Source organism: Sporosarcina cascadiensis, from assembly GCF_009650995.1.
In the GTDB taxonomy this organism is placed as follows: domain Bacteria; phylum Bacillota; class Bacilli; order Bacillales_A; family Planococcaceae; genus Sporosarcina; species Sporosarcina cascadiensis.
The window spans coordinates 74,571-93,851 of sequence record NZ_WHVV01000004.1 but is presented as its reverse complement, the minus strand read 5'-3'; the positions used below and the strand labels follow the sequence as shown (position 1 = coordinate 93,851).

Sequence of the window (19,281 nt, the reverse complement as noted above, 5' to 3'; positions counted from 1 at the left end):
CTTTGCGTGAGTGGGCAGTATGAGCTTACTGTCTTAGATTAGTATAAGAAGTATAGAATTTCATGCAATACCTATTACCCCCCAAGGGACACAGATCCTTGCGATCAATGACTTTGCAAAGTCGAGTAAACGAAACAACGCCGACTAACTCGCACTCTGCAAAAAAGCAGCATGACATATATTCTCCACACCAGCGAAGGCGCCTTTGCGGGGTCGGCCGTTGCTGGGAGACTGCTGGCACGTTCTTCGCCAGTAGGCTCATAGCGTAAGGCAATCCCCCAGCGCCGAAGCGGCTTTAAACTGCCGCAGGATTTACGCAATACGTACGTGACACGTTATCAAAAACAAATTTTGGCGCAGACCCTAAAAAGATTTCTTCTAAAAATCGCAGCAGCTTCATATAATGGCCTGAGTTAAGAAAAGGAGTGAAGCATATTGACTGCACATGAATGGACAGTGTCGGAGACTTTTTATTTTCCGGCTGAATATGGTGCTTTTTCGGAGGCTGCCGAGCTGAAAGTGACGCCGGGTTATACGGAAGAACGCACAGAAGAGGCAATCCGGCTGCAAGGAATTTATCATATCGCCGCCAATGTGGTCTTTGATTCAGACAAGCTGATCGAGGATTCAGCAGAAGATCGCTTAATTATTGACGATGTGGAAGTGGAGAACGGCAATGGATATTTTGAATATGCGGTCCCGCTGAATGTGGATTTGCCTTCGGAAACAGTCAGTACGGTTGATCTGAAAATCGCCGATGTACAGTCCTCTCCGCTGGAAGACGGCGGATTGTATGTAGAATGGAAAGTACAGCTTCAGAGCGAATCGGTTGTGAAAGAAGAAGCAGTGGCTGCAGTACAGGAAGTAGCAGTCGCAGTAGAGTCGACATCTCATTTAGAGTTTTTGGCGAATGCCGATCAGGCAGTGGAGCAGGGGCAAAAAGAAATGGAAGACTTTCTCTTGTACATCGCAGAGCTTGATGACGATGTAACAAGAAAGATCTTCCATTCAAATAATGTTTTTGTAGAAGCAGAACGAGAGACAGGCGAGGAGGCAAAACAATAAAAAGTCGCCTGTTGTCGGCACGATCAGCAGCCGGATTAATTGGAAAACGGTCAGCGGAATAATACAGTTCTTGCAGTAAAACCTGGTTTTCCTCAGCCAAGGCGGCAGCAAGTAGGGATTATAGCTTCTGCGCACGTACACCATCCTTTCAGGTTTCATTAAGTTACGCTTGACGTCTTCAGCGTTCTTCCACTATAATAATGGGGATTAGAATATCTATGCGTTGAATAGGTCAGTACATGTGACGGGTTTTCTTAAGAGAGGGTGCGATTGGTGGGACGTACCTGGAAACTGCAGATGGAACGTCGCCTATGAGCAGTTTCTGTGAACCTTCAGTAGCAGAGACCGGTGAAAACCGTTACGATCCATGAAGATGTATGCTTATTAAGCGTTCATAAATAAAGGTGGTACCACGAGCTCCTTCGTCCTTTTTACGGGATGTATGGGGCTTTTTTGTATTCACTTTTATCTGAATTCAACAGAAAACCCCTGCTGAATTCAGATAAAGCCTCCGGCGGATGTCATGAATTTTGGATGGAGTTAAATGTGCAAGCACATTTCAAAATCCAGACGCAATCACGCCAAGGCGCGCTTGAAAGAATAAAGGAGGAACTAAAAATGACAGATGAACTGACAATGCCGACAAAATACGATCCCCAGGCAGTCGAAAACGGCCGCTATGACTGGTGGCTTCAAGGTAAATATTTTGAGTCCGATGTAAAGAGCGAGAAAGAACCGTATACCATTGTGATCCCGCCGCCGAATGTGACCGGCCGGCTTCATTTAGGGCACGCGTGGGATACTACGTTACAGGATATGCTTATTCGAATGAAGCGTATGCAAGGCTATGATGCCTTGTGGCTTCCCGGGATGGACCACGCAGGGATTGCCACACAGGCGAAAGTGGAAGAAAAACTGCGTGCTGAAGGCAAGACGCGCTATGATCTGGGCCGCGAGAAATTCGTTGAAGAGACATGGAAATGGAAAGAAGAATATGCAGATCATATCCGCGAACAATGGTCGAAACTTGGACTGGCTCTCGATTATTCACAGGAACGTTTTACACTTGACGAAGGTCTATCCAAAGCGGTGCGTGAAGTTTTCGTGACCCTATATAAAAAAGACCTGATCTACCGCGGAGAATATATTATTAACTGGGATCCTGCGACGAAGACGGCTTTGTCCGATATCGAAGTTATCCATAAAGATGTGCAGGGTGCATTCTATCATATGCGCTATCCATTGACGGATGGCACGGGACATATTGAGATTGCGACTACACGTCCGGAAACGATGCTCGGGGATACAGCCGTTGCCGTACACCCGGATGACGAGCGTTACCAGCATTTAATTGGCAAGATGGTAAAATTGCCGATCGTCGGCCGTGAAATTCCTATTGTTGCAGATGATTACGTTGAAATGGACTTCGGAAGCGGAGCTGTGAAAATCACACCGGCTCATGACCCGAATGACTTTGAAGTAGGTAATCGTCACAATTTGCCACGCGTACTCGTTATGAATGAAGACGGTTCAATGAATAAGTTGGCCGGCAAGTATGATGGCATGGATCGTTTCGAATGCCGCAAGCAAATTGTGAAAGATCTTCAGGATATGGGTGTGCTTTTTGAAATTGAAGAACATATGCATTCTGTCGGCCACTCTGAGCGAAGCGGTGCAGTCGTGGAGCCGTATCTGTCTACACAATGGTTCGTGAAGATGCAGCCGCTTTCTGAAGAAGCGATTAATCTACAGAAAAATGAAGAAGAAAAAGTTCATTTCGTTCCGGAACGCTTTGAAAAGACGTATCTTGGATGGATGGAAAATGTCCACGACTGGTGTATCTCCCGTCAGCTTTGGTGGGGCCATCGTATTCCTGCCTGGTATCATAAGACGACAGGCGAAATCTATGTTGGACAGGAAGCCCCTGCCGACGCGGATAACTGGGAACAGGACAAGGACGTACTCGATACGTGGTTCTCATCCGCTCTATGGCCGTTTTCCACTATGGGCTGGCCGGACACTGACAATGAAATGTTCAAGAAATATTACCCGACAGACGCCCTTGTTACAGGATATGATATTATCTTCTTTTGGGTGTCCCGCATGATCTTCCAGGCATTAGAGTTCACGGAAGAGCGTCCATTCAAGGATGTCTTGATTCACGGACTGGTGCGCGCGGAAGACGGGCGGAAAATGTCTAAATCTCTTGGTAACGGTGTAGATCCAATGGACGTCATCGATCAGTACGGTGCCGACGCCTTGCGTTACTTCCTGGCGACTGGTTCTTCACCTGGACAGGATTTGCGCTATTCAACAGAAAAAGTCGAAGCGATCTGGAACTTTGCCAATAAAATTTGGAATGCTTCTCGTTTTGCGTTGATGAATATGGATGGCATGAAATTTGAGGAAATCGATCTGACAGGAGCGAAATCAGTTGCGGACGACTGGATTCTGACACGTCTGAATGAAACGATCGAGCAGGTAACCAGCCTCGCAGACCGTTATGAGTTCGGTGAAATGGGCCGTGCGCTGTATAACTTCATCTGGGATGATTTCTGTGACTGGTATATCGAAATGGCGAAATTGCCGCTGTACGGTGAAGATGAGGCAGCAAAGAAAATGACTCGTTCGGTGCTAGCGCATGTGCTGGATCAGACGATGCGGTTGCTGCACCCATTGATGCCGTTCATTACCGAAGAGATCTGGCAGAACTTGCCGCATGAAGGCGAATCAATTACGGTTGCCAAGTGGCCGGAAGTGGATGCTGCGCTATCTGACTCCGCGCGTGCGTCTCATATGAAGCTGCTGATGGATATTATTAAAGCGGTGCGTTCTATCCGTTCAGAAGTGAATACACCGATGAGCCGTAAAGTCGATCTGTATATTTCTGCGAAAGACGAGTCGACAGTTGAAGTTCTGGAAGCGAACCGCAGCTATATCGAGAAATTCTGTAATCCGGAAATGTTGACGATTGGCGTGAAAGTGGATGCACCAGGCAAGACGATGTCAGCTGTAGTAACAGGCGCAGAGCTGTATTTGCCGCTGGAAGGCTTGATCGACATCGAAGAAGAAATCGCTCGTTTGACGAAAGAACTCGGCAAGTGGCAGGGCGAAGTGAAACGTGTTCAGGGCAAATTGTCCAATGAACGCTTTACTGCGAAGGCTCCGGCTGAAGTGGTGGAAGAAGAACGTGCGAAAGAGCAGGATTATTTAGAGAAGCATGCGGCGGTTGAGCGCCGTATCGCGGAGTTGAAAGAGATTTAATGACGATAGAAAACTGCCCAGGAAGTCATTTTGACATCCTGGGCAGTTTTTTTTTGCTTACGGCATCGTGACGCGCCAAAACCCGGTTAAACGAACCAAACAACTCCTCAAGCGCGCCAAACCATGCCGGCCCCGCACCAAACTGGATAGCGAACGCGCCATACCACTTCACAAGCGAACCAAACCAGTCGGGGAGCGAGCCTTTCATGACTCCATTTGGTTCTGTATGTAAGCCATCAGCTTCTCGGCAACGGAAAAATCATGCGTTGCGTATAGTGAGCGCGCGCCGACGGGATCTTCGATTTCATTCAGCAGCCAGCCGCCGTGCCCAGGCAGCAGGAAGTCGATGCCAATGTAGTCGCTTTTAATGGCGCGGGCGACGGTTTGAACTTGTTTTGTCTGTGTGTTATCCAGTGTGTATTTCTCGACCGATCCGCCCAGTGTGTAGTTGGACTTGAATGAATCTGCGGCACCTGAGCGTTTTACGGCGCCTAAAACTTCGTCGCCGAGCATGAAGACGCGGACATCTTGTGAGTTGGACTCGATGAATGGCTGGACGATGAGTTCGTTTTCTGCATATCGGCTGAGTACTTCGTCTGCCTGTACCTGCGTACGGCATAGAAATACTTCACTGCCGCCATGCCCGTTGCGAGTTTTCAGCACGAACGGTAAGTCAGGCAGCCGTTTATCTGCACGAAACGTCGGAACAGCGGGAATGCCGAGCAGGGAAGCGAGTTCGAATGTCCGCAGTTTATCGTTGGCGATTTCATTGACGGCTGGACGGTTGAACAGGCGACAGCCAGTTTGTTCCAGTTGACGGGCGAGCTCCGGGTTTCTGTCACGGTAGATTAGGAAATCATAGGACGATGATGGAGGCGAAGTGATTAACTCAAGTGATAACTCATGCCATTTCGCTTCTGTCAGCAGATCGGCAATGAACCCCTGATTGCGCAACGCTTCCTGTGCGCTATAGTATACGGCGCCTTTCATGTAAGCTTCCTCAATATATAGCTGATCATCGCATCCGCTACGTTGATCCCTGTTACGTTATAAATATTACGTATATGGGCAGCGGCGTTCACTTCGCAGACAAGCGGTGTTTCATTCGGACCGTACAGCAGGTCGACACCTGCAAATTCTGCACCGACTGCTTTAGCTGCGCGCAGAGCCAGCTGTTGTTGTTCGACAGTCAGTTCAACGACTTCCGCTGTGCCGCCATTTGTGATATTCGCGCGGAAATCAGTCTCAGAGTGTCGATGCATCGCTGCGACCACATCATCCCCGACAATATTCACTCGCAGATCACGCCCTTTGCTCGTTTCAATGAATTCCTGAAATACATAATCTACTCCACGCAATTCATCTACCTTTTCATAGAAAGCTTCCTCAGTTTCAATTAAATATACTTTCATGCCGAACGAACCATGACCTTCCTTGATAATCATCGGCAGTCCCAGCTGCTCGAGCACAATTTCATAATAGCCGCTGTCGCGAATGGTGAAATTCGGATACACTTTCGGCGCAATGATTGTCCGAGGCATAGGAACCTCGTGTTTCGCCAGCTCCAAATATTGTTTCGCTTTATTATCGCAAGTCTCGATGACTTCAGGATCGTTGAAGATAGGGATTCCGTTTTGCTTCAGGTATCTTGCGAGCAGAATATCTTTATCGAGAAAAATTACGAAATCAGGCGGGTTATGGATTGGTTCCTGCAGATCGATCGGGATTTCATTGTTTCGAAGGAGAAGAACTTCAACTCCAGCTCTGATTGCCGCTTCTCCGACAAGCCGGGCCTGATCGGCAAATTTATCACTCAGTAAACTCCCGTTATAAATAATCCAACAACTTTTCAATCACTCCGCCACCTTTGCTATAATGAATCTATACATTAATTTTAGCACAGGAGGAATTTCTTTGATTCCAAAACTTGATGAATATAAAAAACAATTTGATATAGAGAGTGACGACTCTATCAAACCAGGGCTAGCAGCGATAGAAGAAGCACTTTCACTTGTATTAAATCCGGAAAAAGACCTGCGCATCATTCATGTCGCCGGCACAAACGGCAAAGGCTCGACAATTGCAGTGATGGAAGCAGTGCTGCAGGCGCATGGTTATTCGACAGGCGTGTTTTCTTCGCCAGCGATGATTGATATCCATGACCAGATCCGAATAAACGGGGATCCTATTTCGCCAGCTGAACTGGAGTATGTGTTTGAGGAAATGAATGCAGCGGGTATTAGCGGCATGCTGACCGATTTCGAATTGCTGACACTGGCGGCTTTTTTGGCTTTTCGGAATGCTGCACCTGATTACGTTTTATTGGAAACCGGAATGGGCGGACGGTTTGACAGTACGAATGTCGTGACGCCGCTGGTTTCGGTGATTACGTCGATTGCACTCGATCATACCGGATTTCTTGGACATACATTGTCAGAGATCACGGCACATAAAGCGGGCATCATCAAACCGTTGATCCCTGCTGTCATTGGAGATCTGCCGGCAGAAGCTAAAGAAGTGGCCCTGGCCGAAGCTGCCCGCCATAAAAGCATGGTACGGATATATGGCGAAGAGTTTGTCATGAGACAGAGAAACCTCGAAGTCTTCAGCGGCATATCAGAATTCCGCATCCCGTCACGCAAGATGAAAGGGCCTCATCAAGCAGTCAATCATGCGGTGGCGCTCGAAGCGTTGCTGCAGGCGGGCGTTCCATTACAGCAAATGCAAGTAGCGGATGCCATACGCAATGTCCAGCTGCCGTTTCGTTTTCAGGAAATCAGGGAAGGCGTGTTTATAGACGGTGCACATAATCCTGCGGCTGCCGGAAAACTAGTGGAAACCATCCGGCAGGAATTTCCCAATGAAAAAGTGCACTGGATCGTCGGCATGCTGAATACAAAAGACTATGCGAAAACTATAGAAATCCTATCTCCACTCGCCAGCCGTTTCACATTCGTCAACTTCCCACATGCCCAAGCAGCAAAAGCGGAAGACCTGCAGGCTGTCTGCACCATAGAAAACAGCGAAGTCCTATCGGCAGATGAATTGGATCTAACTTGTGCAGAAAAAGACATAAAAGTTGTGGTTGGCTCTCTTTACTTGTTGAGTAGTTTAATGAGACAATAGACTTAATCAGATCAAATTAACTAGCAATCATTTAGAAAATAAGGTATTTAGTTTGATGACAGGCCGTATTATATGAAGATAATGAGAGATATAGAGGAAAGGAGAATCGTCATGAAAGCAAACAATGAAAGAGGAATGACATTGGTGGAGATATTGGCATCTCTTGTCATTTTATCTCTCTTAATCGTATCATTTTTGACCTTTTTTCCAATCGTGGCAAAACAAAATAATATATCTAATGAAATTATGGATGCGACATATATTGCTCAAGCGACAATGGAAAATATAATAGACATAAAAAATGATAGTAGAGTTTATCCAACTACTGTTACTAATATAAAAAACTTAGGATTTACTCTGGATTCTCCTACGAAAAAGACTTATATAAAAGATCAGCTTTATAATAATATAAATTATATAATCTTAGTTGACTTAAAAGAACCAAACAACCAAATGTCTCATGTTATAGTAAAAGTATTTGAACTGAGCAATACTAAAAAACAAAGAGCACAAATGGAGACGATATTATGGTGGGAAAACAACTAATTAAAAAATCTCTTCGGAGTCAAGTTGGAGTTACTCTTGTTGAGTTGCTAGCCGTTTTAGTAATTTTGTCATCAGTGGGAATATTAGTTTTCAGTTTATATTTCACTGGACAAAAAGAATATGAGATACAAGAGGAAAGAACTACTCACCAACAATCAATTCAGTATGTTTTTAAATACATCACAAAAGAAATACGCAGAAAAAATAATTTTAATGTTAATAATGATAATGTACTGTTAATTGGGAATGACAAATATGAAAAAGTTGGGAACATACTTTATAAAAATGATGAAATACTTGCTGATAACATTGAAAGCTTCTTAGTTACACCTATATCTGCCAAAACAGTCCACATAGAGATTAAGAGCAAAGAAAAATATGAAAGAAATTATATTAAGGCAGAAACTACGATAACTACCAGATAGGGGTGTTCTGTTTGCAAAAAGAAAGAGGTTTTACTCTTGTTGCTGTTCTAATGGTTTTAGTGGTTCTAATGGTGCTTGGTGCCTCCATATTGGGACTATCATTCAATAACTCTTTTATTACAAGAGGGGAACGGGACGATCAATCAGTTTTTTACATCGCTGAGGCAGGGGTGAATTATGCACTTGTAAAAATTAATAAAATTGCTGAAAATAATGCTGAAAATATTGATTATAAAAGTTCAACAGAATTTTTTAATGCAGTATATTCTGAAATAATATCTGCGAATATTATAGAGGATGTAAAAAAAGTTGACTTTGAAAGTTTTCAAAATGAAAAGCCGAAAATTAAAACTCTTATTATAAATAAGGAAGGTTCCACTGAAGAACTAGTTATTGAATCTACAGGGAAAATCGGTAAAAAAGAAAGAACTGTTGTTCAAAAAATACACGTTAGTTACGAACCGACAACTTCACTTCCCCCAGGTCAGGGTGGAAATTCAGACAACCCAAGCTCAGGTAATAATGGAACAAACTCAAGCTTGCCTACAATAAATGTACCTGAGGGAACAGCGGTTTTTGTTAACGGTACTATAAAAATGCCTAATGGAACGATCAATGGAAGTGTCGGCACCAATTTGAAAGGGGATAAGTCTGTTACTCTTGATGGCGGTGCTTCAATTTCAGGAAATATATTTGTTCCAAGTGGCTCTGAGAACGATGCTCTCAAAAAGCCGGATTGGATGAATACAACAATACCTATAGGGCTGAAAGATGAGGGAGTAATAGAGCTTCCTGGTTTTCCGGAATTTCCTCCATATAATATGCCATCCAATATAACCATTACAAATGGAAATAATAAAAAAGAAGTTATTAAGAATGGTAGTTTATATGCCGATAACTGGATGACAGATAATTATACCTTGGACATGACAGAAAACCTTCATTTAACTAATCTTAAAGTGGACCAAAATAATACCTTAAAAATAAATGTGGGTAATGAAGACAGAGTTATTGTAGTAGATAATCTTGATGTTATTCAAGGTCATATTCAAGTTATAGGTACAGGTAAATTGACTTTTATGGTAAGTGACAAAATTAATGTAAAGGGTTCTATTGGTAATAGCTCATCTGCGAATCAATTAGGAATCTTCTTGCAAGGTTCTACTACTAATAAACATAAAGAAGTCTTCTTTTCTGATGAAACTCAAATAAACGGATCGTTTTATGCGGAAGATGCCAACATTACTATGACGGGTGGCGGTGGCATAAAGGGCAATATTTTAACTGGCGGGGAAAAAGTTTCAATCAGTGGAGGTGTAAAAGCCGATCCAACTATGATTTTAGCACCGAATGCCGAAGTTAAGTTATCGGGTGGAGGGAGCGTAAATGGAGCAATTTATGCGGATAATTTCACTGCTAATGGTGGAGCTACTGTGAATTATAAAAAACCAAACGTAGAAAGCGTTCCAATTGGGCCAGGTATAAAAGATCCGGAACCTGCACCTCCTGTACAAACAGGTCCTCCTTACGGCACTACTCACCTATCGAAGACGGATTTCAAAGAAAAATAAAGTGAAAAGCCTCCAAATAAATTTAAGTTTTCCATTACACATTCTGTTCATACGGTTATTTGCATTTTTTCTTCAACTCAGCTCCAAGTAATGCATAATTTTGTGAGGTCATGTTGGTTAATTGGCAACTAATAAATGTGAATAAAAAATATGTGAGAGAGGTATGTTATGAAACCAAAACTATACACAATAACCCTGCTCTGTGCAGCCGCACTCCTGGCTCTCTCCGCACTCTTCGTCCAGGACACGTACGCAGGTGACGGCTTCTTCTCAAACATCAAGCGTTTCGGCAAGCATACGTATGTCGGGCCTTTTGATGTATCAAAGATGAGCCGTAAAAAAGCGAAGGAGAAGCTGGCGGGTGACTTCAACGAACTGGATGAGAATCTGCAAGTTGAGCTGCTTGTGCAGGATTATTCTGTTCAGGTGCCCGCTGAAGTGATTACATTCGATCCGGACGCCACGCTTTCGCAAGCGGCTTCCGGGCAGGATAATGCTTTGATTGCGGATGTTTCGCGTGATGGGTTGCGAACGGTGCTGAAACAGAATTTTGATTCGCTCTCATTCTCGGAAGATGAAGTAGATACGGTCGCTTCTAAAATAGAAGAATATGTGCGCAGTGGAATCATGCCGCAGCGGATTCATCTGCCTGAATTTATTCCTAATTTGTATTCACAGACACAGACCATTGCGACGGCATATTATCAGCTCTCGGAGGTTCCAAAAGGTATCCGGTTGTTGATGAATGACCTGGATGGAACGGAAATTCAGCCGAACTCCACGTTTTCATTCACAGAATTTTTGGAGGGCAAGGAATCGGCGGCTGCCTCGGATGAAGAGATGACCATCATGGCATCCATACTGTACGCGGCGGCGCTCCAGACGAACTGGATTATTGACGAGCGAAATATAAGCAGCGAGTTGACGGCGGAAGTGCAGCCTGGTTTTGAAGCGGCGATCAACCGTAAGCTCGGTCTGAATTTACTATTTTCCAATCCGAATCAAACCGTATTCACCATTCATACCAATTGGACAAACTCCCAACTTGAACTGACGGTGGAAGGACTGCCGTTTGTTCATAGTTATGAACCAGAAGTTGAAACATTGAAGACCTACGAGCCGAAAACGGTGATCCGCTATAGTGCCTTCGTTTCGCCGGGTGTCAAGGAAACATTGGACAGCGGAAAGAAAGGACTCGAAGCGACAGTGAAGCGGAAAGTAATGCTCAACGGCGCACTCGAAGACTATGAAGATATTTCAGTAGATTTCTATATGCCAATTCCGCGGGTGGAACGTCATCATCTGATTCAGAACGGGACAAGCGGTGGCAGTGTTGAAAGCGGGACAGAAGGCGACTTCGGAAGCAGTGATTCGAATGAAGGCGGTTCATCTGCCGGAAACACAAACGGTAATGGAGGGACTGGTTCAGGAAATAGCGGAAATTCATCCGGCAAGCCTGGAAACGATACTTCTAAACCAAATGCATCAGGCGGAAAAGACGACAATAAAGTCATCTATGATAAAGGCGGAAACATCATGAAGTTCGACAAAGACGGCAATCCAATCGACTGACAGAGGGGGATTCAGATGGCATCAACTAGAAAGCGTCTGGGTGATTTATTAATAGAATCCGGATTATTGACGGATGAGCAGCTGATGAGCACGCTGAAAGACAAGCCGCGGGATCAGCGGCTTGGGGACGCATTGCTGCAGCGGGGCTATATTACTGAGCAGCAGCTGATTGAAGTGCTGGAGTTCCAGCTCGGCATACCGCATGTGAATTTATTTCGCTATCCGTTTGATCCGAAACTCTTTAACGTAGTGCCGAAAGGACTTGCGAAGCAGAAAATGATTGTACCGCTAAAGCGCGATGGCGATAAATTATTCGTCGCGATGGCGGACCCGATGGACTATAACACGATTGAAGATCTGCGTCTGTCGACCGGTTTCCATATTGAGACGGCGATCGCTTCAAAAGATGATATTGTGAGAACAATTACAAGGTATTATGATGACGAATTGTTTGACGATATTGTATTCGATGAACCCGAACCGCAAGCCGAACAGCAGCAAGAAGAACTAGTTGATAATGATTCGCCGATCGTCCGGCTCGTCAATCAGATTATTTCGAGCGCTGTATCTATGAAAGCGAGTGATATCCACATCGACCCGCAGGAACACCAGGTCGTCATCCGTTTCCGTGTGGACGGAAAACTGCATACGGAGCGGGTGCTTCCAAAGCATATGCAGTCCATGCTGATTGCGCGGATCAAAATCATGGGAAATCTGAATATTACTGAATCACGCATCCCGCAGGACGGCCGAATTAAGATTACAATTGATTTCCGGCCGATTGACCTGCGCCTTTCTACTCTGCCGACCGTTTTTGGAGAGAAGGTCGTCATGCGGATTTTGGACTTGAGCAGCTCGCTGAACGACTTGGCTAAGCTCGGCTTCGGTCCGACTAATTTGAAACGCTTTTTAGAGGAAATCGAAAAGCCGAACGGCATCATATTAATTTCAGGACCAACCGGCTCAGGTAAATCATCTACGCTATACGCGGCATTAAATAGGCTGAATGATGAAGACGTCAATATCATTACGATTGAAGATCCGGTCGAGTATCAGCTCGAAGGAATCAATCAAATACAGGTGAATAACAATGTCGGATTGTCGTTCGCGACAGGACTGCGCTCGATTTTGCGGCAGGACCCCGATATTGTCATGGTCGGTGAAATCCGTGATAAAGAGACCGTGGAAATTGCGATTCGAGCGTCATTGACGGGGCATTTAGTTTTAAGTACGATCCATACGAACGATTCTGTCGCCTCTATTTCGCGTCTGCTCGATATGGGCGTGGAGCCGTTTTTGCTGACGGCTTCATTGAATGCCATCGTCGCGCAGCGTTTGATTCGGAGAGTTTGCCGCGACTGCGGTACACGCCAGCCGGCAACACAGCGTGAGCAGGAGATTTTCGCGAAACGCGGTATGACGATTGAAGCAGTCAACCGCGGGGCGGGCTGTCCGGCGTGTAATATGACCGGCTACCGCGGACGAATTGCGATTCATGAAGTATTACTTATCAACGCGGAGATGCGCGAAGCCATCAATAATAATATGTCACCGAGCGTCATGCGGGAAATTGCGGAGCGTAGTGCGACGATTTTCCTGATTGATGATGGTTTAGAAAAAGTAAAGCAGGGCATTACAACTACTGAGGAAGTGTTGCGAGTGGCCTTGATTGAATAGGGGTGTGTGCTAATGCCAGAACGAATTGATCAATTACTAACTGATGCGTTTCAAATGAAAGCTTCTGATATTCACCTCACAGTCGGCGTCCCTCCTGTATTCCGTATACATGGCGAGTTGAAGCGATACGGTGAAACAGTACTGAACGAAGACGATACTCGGGAAATTGCGAACCAGACAGTTCCTAAAAAAATGTTGGCGAATTTCAAAGAAGCTGGCCAGATCGACTACTCCTATGAGATTGCTGGCGTCTCACGTTTCCGGGTCAATGCGTTTCAGCAACGCGGGGCGATTTCATTGGCGTTCCGGACGATTCCTACGAAAATACCGACGATCGAGGATTTACTTATGCCCAACACACTAAAAAATTTAGCTGATACGGCGCAGGGATTAATCTTGGTTACAGGGCCTACAGGGTCAGGAAAATCGACGACACTGGCGGCGATGATCCGCTATATGAATGAAACGATGCGCAAACATATCATTACGCTGGAAGATCCGATTGAGTATATGCATGACCACGGTACTTCGATTATCGATCAGCGGGAAGTTGGATTCGATACGCTGTCATTCGCTGACGGTCTGCGGGCAGCGCTACGGCAGGACCCGGATGTCATACTCGTCGGAGAAATGCGGGACTTGGAGACAATTTCGACTGCCATTACCGCAGCCGAAACTGGTCACTTAGTTTTGGCTACACTTCACACATGGAGTGCCGCTTCCACAATTGACCGGATTATCGACGTCTTTCCTCACGGCCAGCAGGCACAGATTCGCGTGCAGCTTGCGGGTGTGCTGACCGCCGTTGTTTCCCAGCGGCTGTTCCAGACTTCTGATAGGAAAGGACGACGTGCTGCAACCGAAATTATGATTAATAATCCGGCGGTGTCGAATTTGATCAGGTCGGAAAAGGCACATCAAATACCTAATGTTATCCAAACGAGTCGCGCGCAGGGTATGCATATGATGGACCATTCAGTGAAAAGACTTTTGGAACAAAGGATTATTTCTTATGAGATGGCACAGCCTTACTTGCAGGAGGATGACTGACCGTGGCGCGTTTTACTTATGAAGGTCGCGATGCCAAGTCCATTCGGCGGGGGACCATTACGGCAAACAATAAGCGTGACGCGGCAATTAAACTGAAAAGCCAGGGAATCCGGGTAGTCAGCATTGTGGAGCAGAAGGAAACCGTGCTGACAAAAGATATTACGATTGGCAGCCCGGTGAAGCGCGATCAGCTCATTATGTTCCTGCGGCAGTTCTCCACTTTGCTGCAGGCGGGCGTGACGATTGTGGATGCTGTAAGAATTCTGTCCATGCAAGTGGAACAGCCGGCCTTCCGGAAAATATTGAATTCGATTCAGGAAGATTTGCGGACAGGGACGCCGCTTTCAGTCGCTTTTGAGAAACATCCGAAAGTTTTCGAGCCACTGATTTTGAATATGATCAGCGCGGGTGAATTGTCTGGAACGGTCGATGAAGCGCTCGATCAGCTGGCCGATCACTACGAGAAGGCATACCGGACGAGACAGAAAGTGGTTTCGGCTATGGCTTATCCAGTGGTAGTAGGTATTTTGGCGATTGGCGTTGTCATTTTCCTGTTATCATTTGTCGTACCGATGTTTGTCGATATGTTCGATAGCATCGGGGGCGAACTGCCATGGCTGACGCGATTTGTGATGGCGGCGAGTGACTGGGTCCAGCATTATTGGTATCTATTAGTCTTGCTTGCAGCGGCTGTTGTGGTTGGAATCCTATTAATGCGCAGCAATCCGCAGGGGAAGTATATGCTAGATTCATTTTTGCTGAGAGTCCCGATATTCGGCAATATTGTTAAGAAGTCAGCACTTGCCATGATGACACGTACATTAAGTTCGATGTTTTCAAGCTCTGTTCCCATTTTGCAGGCATTATCAATGACGGAGCGAGTGGTTGGCAATGAAGTTATCTCACGTGTCATCGGTGAATCGAGACAGTCGATGGAGCGTGGCGGATCCCTGACGGAGCCGATGATGAACCACTGGGCATTTCCTCCGTTAATCCCCCATATGATTGCGATCGGTGAGGAAACTGGGTCATTAGACTCGATGCTGGCAAAAGTCGCAGATTTCTATGAGAAGGAAGTTGAAGCGGCAACAGACCGCTTGAAGGCCCTCATAGAGCCAATCATGATTGTTTTCTTGGCTGCGATTGTCGGGACTATTGTTCTTGCAATTATGATGCCGATGTTCAGTATGTTTGAACAGATAGATATTTTGTAACACAAAATCCATTATTTCAAAATTAATTTATGAATTTACTAGTTTTCTAGTGTTAAGTTCCTAAAGAGTCTGCTATACTAATTTCATAGAACACGAAAACATAGAGGAGGAAACTACATGAAAAATTTTTTGCAGAAGAAATTAAAAAATGAAAAAGGTTTAACATTGGTCGAGTTACTGGCGGTTATTGTTATCTTGGGGATTATCGCGGCGATTGCTATTCCGGCTATAGGGAATATTATTGATAACTCACGTGTTAAAGCGGCAAAAGCTGATGCACAAAATATAATTAGTGCAGGAAATATGTATTTTACAGAGAACCCAGATGAAGTTGATGTTGAAGTTGAAATTAGCAAGTTAAAAAGTGAGGGCTTCTTAGAAAGTGAAGGAAGTCTAACCAATACCGGGAAAGTAAAGAAAGTAAAAGACACAGGTGTTCACTTTACTGGTACAACAAATGAAAAAATTAAACCTAAAGTAACTTTTACAAATGCTACTAGCAAAGATATAACAGACAGTGGTAAAAAGACTGAAGTAACTAATGCAACGCCTTAATCTGACATACATGATCTCCAAACAACTTAAGGTACCACAACTCGAGGTACCAGGTCCCCAAACAATTCGAACACAATTCAAATAAACTGATAGTAAGCAATAACTAATAACTTGGCTCTGAAGAGAATTATATCTTCAGAGTCTTTTTATACATTGTTAGCCGAGGTTTGATGAAACAGCAATCAAGGAACAGATAAGTAAAAGGCAATAATCGACATTCAATCATGCGAGTAGAGATAGTATGAAAAAACGGATAAAAGGTTCAGACGGCCTAACACTTATCGAACTTCTTGCTGTCATTGTCATTCTGGGAATTATCGCGGCTATCGCCGTTCCTGCGATAGCAAATATTATCGAGAATTCAAAAATTAAAGTGGAGAAAGCGAATGCTGTAAGTATTATAGAAGCTGCTGAATTGTATTTTGTTGATTACGAAGACCCAACAGGTTATATAAAATCAGTCAGTGTGCCAACACTTATCGCAGAAGGTTTTTTGGAAGATGAAGGACTCGGAAACAACTCGCTTTTTGTGGCGGATTCAAAACCCGCTTGGATTTGCGGGAATGCTGACGCAGGCAAGAATAAAATTTTATTTAAGAAAGCGACACGGAAAATGATCGAGAACAGCGGCAAAGAACTGGTAGTGGGTTCAACGCCTTGTGGCCATATGGAAGGAGCCGAGTAAATAACTTCATATAGATTAAGACAAATATATGCAATTTTCCCTATGAATCTTTCCTTCTATCACTCTGTTTGCTATACTTAACGTAACTAATCAGTCGTCTGATTCACGATCAGCCTGCTGTCCGGAGGGAAACGCCGTATGTCCATTCTATCGAAGCTTTCAGATACTATATCGCCGCTCATGGGCCGCAACAAACGCACGCACTCGCTCACAATCGAAGACGATGCGGTACGTTATGTGCGCATTAAGACTCGTGAACCGCTGGTGCTCGATACGGCTCAGGAAATGGCGATGCCGGCGAACGTTATAGAAGAAGGCCGGATTACCGACGAAGCGGCTCTAAAACAGGTTCTGGCTGAAGCGGCAGCTGACTGGGGGCTGGCGAAGCGGGATGTGGCATTCCTCGCGCCTGACGCTTATGTCATTATCCGTCGTGTCGCCTACCCCGACACCGTGGAAGACGAAGAGTTAAAAGGGCATTTCTTCATCGAAATCGGCTCCACCATCTATCTGCCATTCGATGATCCGGTATTTGATGTCGTACCGTACACAGCGAATGCCGCACAGCACGAAGCAATTCTGATTGCATCAAAAGAAAGCGTCATGCAGGCATACGAAGACGCTTTGGAAGCCGCGAAGATGGTGCCGGTCGTGGCGGACATCGCACCCCTGTCTCTCTACCGGCTGGCGTTTAAAGAATATCAATTCACCGGTGAAGAACATATTCTCCTCGCTGACTTACGCGGCCGCAGTCTGACCGTGTCGATTTTCTACAGTCATTTTCCGCTGTTTATTCGCTCGATGGAGCTTGAAGTTCCGCTCAGTCTGACGACGGGTGAAGAGATCAATGAACATCAAGTCGAACCGGCCACCATCGTGATGGAGCTGGAAAAACTGGCGAATTTCTACCGCTTTAATTTGGCGGAGAATGAAGCGACCATTACACATTTATTATGGAACGGTACATACGGTCAGCAGGACGAGCTCTTGCAGCTGGTCAGAGAACGTCTGGCGATTGAAGCTTTTCCGCTCGTTAAGGAACCGATTTGTTGCACGGATGGATCAATTATTTCTGCGGAGTATCACCGGGCAGTCGGCCTGGCGCTGAAGGAAGAGGTGTAAGTACATATGTTAGTCGATATTAACCTCCTTCCTGAGAAAATCAAGGAACGATCCACATGGCTGTGGGTTGCAGTGGGCATTTTGGTGCTCGCGCTCGTCAGCTGGGCCGTTCTGTTTTGGCTTGCTGCAAAAAATGACGAAGAAGCTCAATCGTTGCAGGCGCAGACTTTTGAGATTCAGAAACAAGAGGAAGCTATCACGTCGCAGTTGCGACCTTCCGAGTTCGGACAGGATAAAGCAGATTTGGCCATGACAGTCGAATGGCTGGAAGGCTATCAGTACAAAACCGTGCAGCTTATCCAGGAACTTGTACAAGCTTTGCCGGATCGCGGATTTTTTTTAGAATTCACATTCACTGCGCCCAATGAAGCAACATTTGACGTGCAGTTCGACGATATGGCGGAAGCGGCCCATTATTTAACGCGGATGAAAGCTTCTTCCCTGGTTACCGCTGCAACGTTTGAGCAAGTAGAAACGGAAGAACTGGAAGAGGAAGACTTGGCTTCGGATGTGCTGCCGAGATATACGGCCCGCTACTTTGTCCAGTTCCTCGATGAGCGGAACCTGGCAGAAACTGATGCAGTCGTTGATCCGGACGCGATTGACGAGCCCTTAGAAGAAACACCGGATGAAGAAGAGCAGCCTGCAGATGAAGAGCCGGCGCGGGACGAACAGCCGCCTGTTGAGAACGAAACAGAAGGAGGCGTTTCAAATGAGTAAGTATTTTACTAAACGCCAAATGGAAATCGGACTAGTAGCACTGGCTTCCATCTTCCTGATTGCTCTCGTCTTTTATTCGGTCTATACACTCTATCTGCCTGCAAAAGAACAAAAAGATCAGGCGGCACTGCAATTGTCCACGGAGCGTGATACACTGTTTGCGCTGCAGAAACAGCTTGCGAATAAGGATGCAGAAGAAACATTCACTTCACAACCGCTGCAGCAGAAAGTCCCAGTCATTCCACTCGAAGATGGGCTGCTTCTGCAGATAGAGAAAGCAGAAGTGAAGTCGGGCAGCCAAGTGACGAATGTGTCGTTCACCAAAGAGCTGACAGCGATTGAAACGATGCCGGAAGAGGTGCAGAATCTCCAGACGGTGCTAATGGAGGTCGAGCTGCTTGCAAATACCTATGAAGAAGTCGAGACGTTCATTTATGAAGTGGAAGAGACGCGACGCATCCTGAATGTGGAGACGATCCAGTTTAAAGGGACGGCAGAAAAGACGGAAGAAAACTCAGAAGTCGGTCCGATGGAGCTGGTGATCTCGTTCAATGCCTATTTCCGCCCGGATCTTGAAAATCTGCAGAATGAAGCGCCGAAACTGGACGCACCGCCGGCTGCCTCAAAAGAGGACCCGACAACAATCAATAAAATGACCGGCGACGAGAAGACGGAGTAGGAGGCAGTCT

The 19,281-nt window shown here is 45.5% G+C and carries 17 protein-coding genes and 1 other annotated feature; of the genes, 15 read left to right on the top strand and 2 right to left on the bottom strand.

Features of this window, described 5'->3' with window-relative positions:
* The first annotated feature begins 435 nt into the window (after positions 1-435).
* The gene (locus GDZ68_RS05910; protein ID WP_153721351.1) at positions 436-1,065 is read left to right on the top strand and encodes a hypothetical protein; all 630 of its coding nucleotides are present in this window, start codon (positions 436-438) and stop codon (positions 1,063-1,065) included.
* Positions 1,066-1,279: 214 nt separating this feature from the next.
* Positions 1,280-1,498 (top strand) — a binding site (T-box leader).
* A 185-nt stretch (positions 1,499-1,683) separates the two neighbouring features.
* On the top strand, positions 1,684-4,329 hold the full coding sequence (locus tag GDZ68_RS05905) for a valine--tRNA ligase (protein ID WP_153721350.1): 2,646 nt from the start codon (positions 1,684-1,686) through the stop codon (positions 4,327-4,329).
* Positions 4,330-4,533: 204 nt separating this feature from the next.
* On the opposite strand, the gene GDZ68_RS05900 is transcribed toward GDZ68_RS05905, so the two are convergent.
* Complete coding sequence (locus GDZ68_RS05900; protein ID WP_153721349.1) at positions 4,534-5,319, bottom strand: ATP-grasp domain-containing protein; 786 nt, start codon at positions 5,317-5,319, stop codon at positions 4,534-4,536.
* Positions 5,316-6,182 (bottom strand): ATP-grasp domain-containing protein, encoded by an 867-nt coding sequence (locus GDZ68_RS05895; RefSeq protein WP_153721348.1) that lies wholly within the window; start codon positions 6,180-6,182, stop codon positions 5,316-5,318. The genes GDZ68_RS05900 and GDZ68_RS05895 overlap by 4 nt, the downstream gene beginning before the upstream one ends.
* A 61-nt stretch (positions 6,183-6,243) precedes the next feature.
* Between GDZ68_RS05895 and GDZ68_RS05890 the strand changes: the two genes are divergently transcribed.
* The 13 genes from GDZ68_RS05890 to GDZ68_RS05830 all read left to right on the top strand — a co-directional run bounded on the left by GDZ68_RS05890 (position 6,244) and on the right by GDZ68_RS05830 (position 19,271).
* Positions 6,244-7,455 (top strand): bifunctional folylpolyglutamate synthase/dihydrofolate synthase, encoded by a 1,212-nt coding sequence (locus tag GDZ68_RS05890; protein ID WP_194841077.1) that lies wholly within the window; start codon positions 6,244-6,246, stop codon positions 7,453-7,455.
* Between the two features lie 111 nt (positions 7,456-7,566).
* The gene (locus tag GDZ68_RS05885) at positions 7,567-8,001 is read left to right on the top strand and encodes a type IV pilus modification PilV family protein (RefSeq protein WP_194841076.1); all 435 of its coding nucleotides are present in this window, start codon (positions 7,567-7,569) and stop codon (positions 7,999-8,001) included.
* The gene (locus GDZ68_RS05880; protein ID WP_153721345.1) at positions 7,983-8,426 is read left to right on the top strand and encodes a PilW family protein; all 444 of its coding nucleotides are present in this window, start codon (positions 7,983-7,985) and stop codon (positions 8,424-8,426) included. Before GDZ68_RS05885 ends, GDZ68_RS05880 begins: the two co-directional genes overlap by 19 nt.
* Positions 8,427-8,437: 11 nt before the next feature.
* Positions 8,438-9,997: a DUF7305 domain-containing protein gene (locus GDZ68_RS05875; RefSeq protein ID WP_153721344.1), complete on the top strand. Its 1,560-nt coding sequence runs from the start codon at positions 8,438-8,440 to the stop codon at positions 9,995-9,997.
* Between the two features lie 168 nt (positions 9,998-10,165).
* Positions 10,166-11,569 carry a VanW family protein gene (locus GDZ68_RS05870; RefSeq protein WP_153721343.1) on the top strand — a complete coding sequence of 468 codons (1,404 nt, stop codon included), beginning with the start codon at positions 10,166-10,168 and terminating at the stop codon, positions 11,567-11,569.
* A 15-nt stretch (positions 11,570-11,584) separates the two neighbouring features.
* The gene (locus GDZ68_RS05865) at positions 11,585-13,246 is read left to right on the top strand and encodes a GspE/PulE family protein (RefSeq protein WP_153721342.1); all 1,662 of its coding nucleotides are present in this window, start codon (positions 11,585-11,587) and stop codon (positions 13,244-13,246) included.
* A gap of 12 nt (positions 13,247-13,258) precedes the next feature.
* Complete coding sequence (locus GDZ68_RS05860) at positions 13,259-14,296, top strand: type IV pilus twitching motility protein PilT (RefSeq protein WP_153721341.1); 1,038 nt, start codon at positions 13,259-13,261, stop codon at positions 14,294-14,296.
* Positions 14,297-14,298: 2 nt separating this feature from the next.
* On the top strand, positions 14,299-15,510 hold the full coding sequence (locus tag GDZ68_RS05855) for a type II secretion system F family protein (protein WP_153721340.1): 1,212 nt from the start codon (positions 14,299-14,301) through the stop codon (positions 15,508-15,510).
* Positions 15,511-15,627: 117 nt separating this feature from the next.
* Positions 15,628-16,065: a prepilin-type N-terminal cleavage/methylation domain-containing protein gene (locus GDZ68_RS05850; protein WP_153721339.1), complete on the top strand. Its 438-nt coding sequence runs from the start codon at positions 15,628-15,630 to the stop codon at positions 16,063-16,065.
* A gap of 241 nt (positions 16,066-16,306) precedes the next feature.
* Positions 16,307-16,750 (top strand): type II secretion system protein, encoded by a 444-nt coding sequence (locus GDZ68_RS05845; RefSeq protein WP_194841075.1) that lies wholly within the window; start codon positions 16,307-16,309, stop codon positions 16,748-16,750.
* Positions 16,751-16,888: 138 nt separating this feature from the next.
* Positions 16,889-17,872: a type IV pilus biogenesis protein PilM gene (gene pilM / locus GDZ68_RS05840; protein WP_153721338.1), complete on the top strand. Its 984-nt coding sequence runs from the start codon at positions 16,889-16,891 to the stop codon at positions 17,870-17,872.
* Positions 17,873-17,878: 6 nt separating this feature from the next.
* Positions 17,879-18,592 carry a hypothetical protein gene (locus GDZ68_RS05835; protein WP_153721337.1) on the top strand — a complete coding sequence of 238 codons (714 nt, stop codon included), beginning with the start codon at positions 17,879-17,881 and terminating at the stop codon, positions 18,590-18,592.
* On the top strand, positions 18,585-19,271 hold the full coding sequence (locus GDZ68_RS05830) for a pilus assembly protein PilO (protein ID WP_153721336.1): 687 nt from the start codon (positions 18,585-18,587) through the stop codon (positions 19,269-19,271). Before GDZ68_RS05835 ends, GDZ68_RS05830 begins: the two co-directional genes overlap by 8 nt.
* The last annotated feature ends 10 nt before the right edge of the window (positions 19,272-19,281 follow it).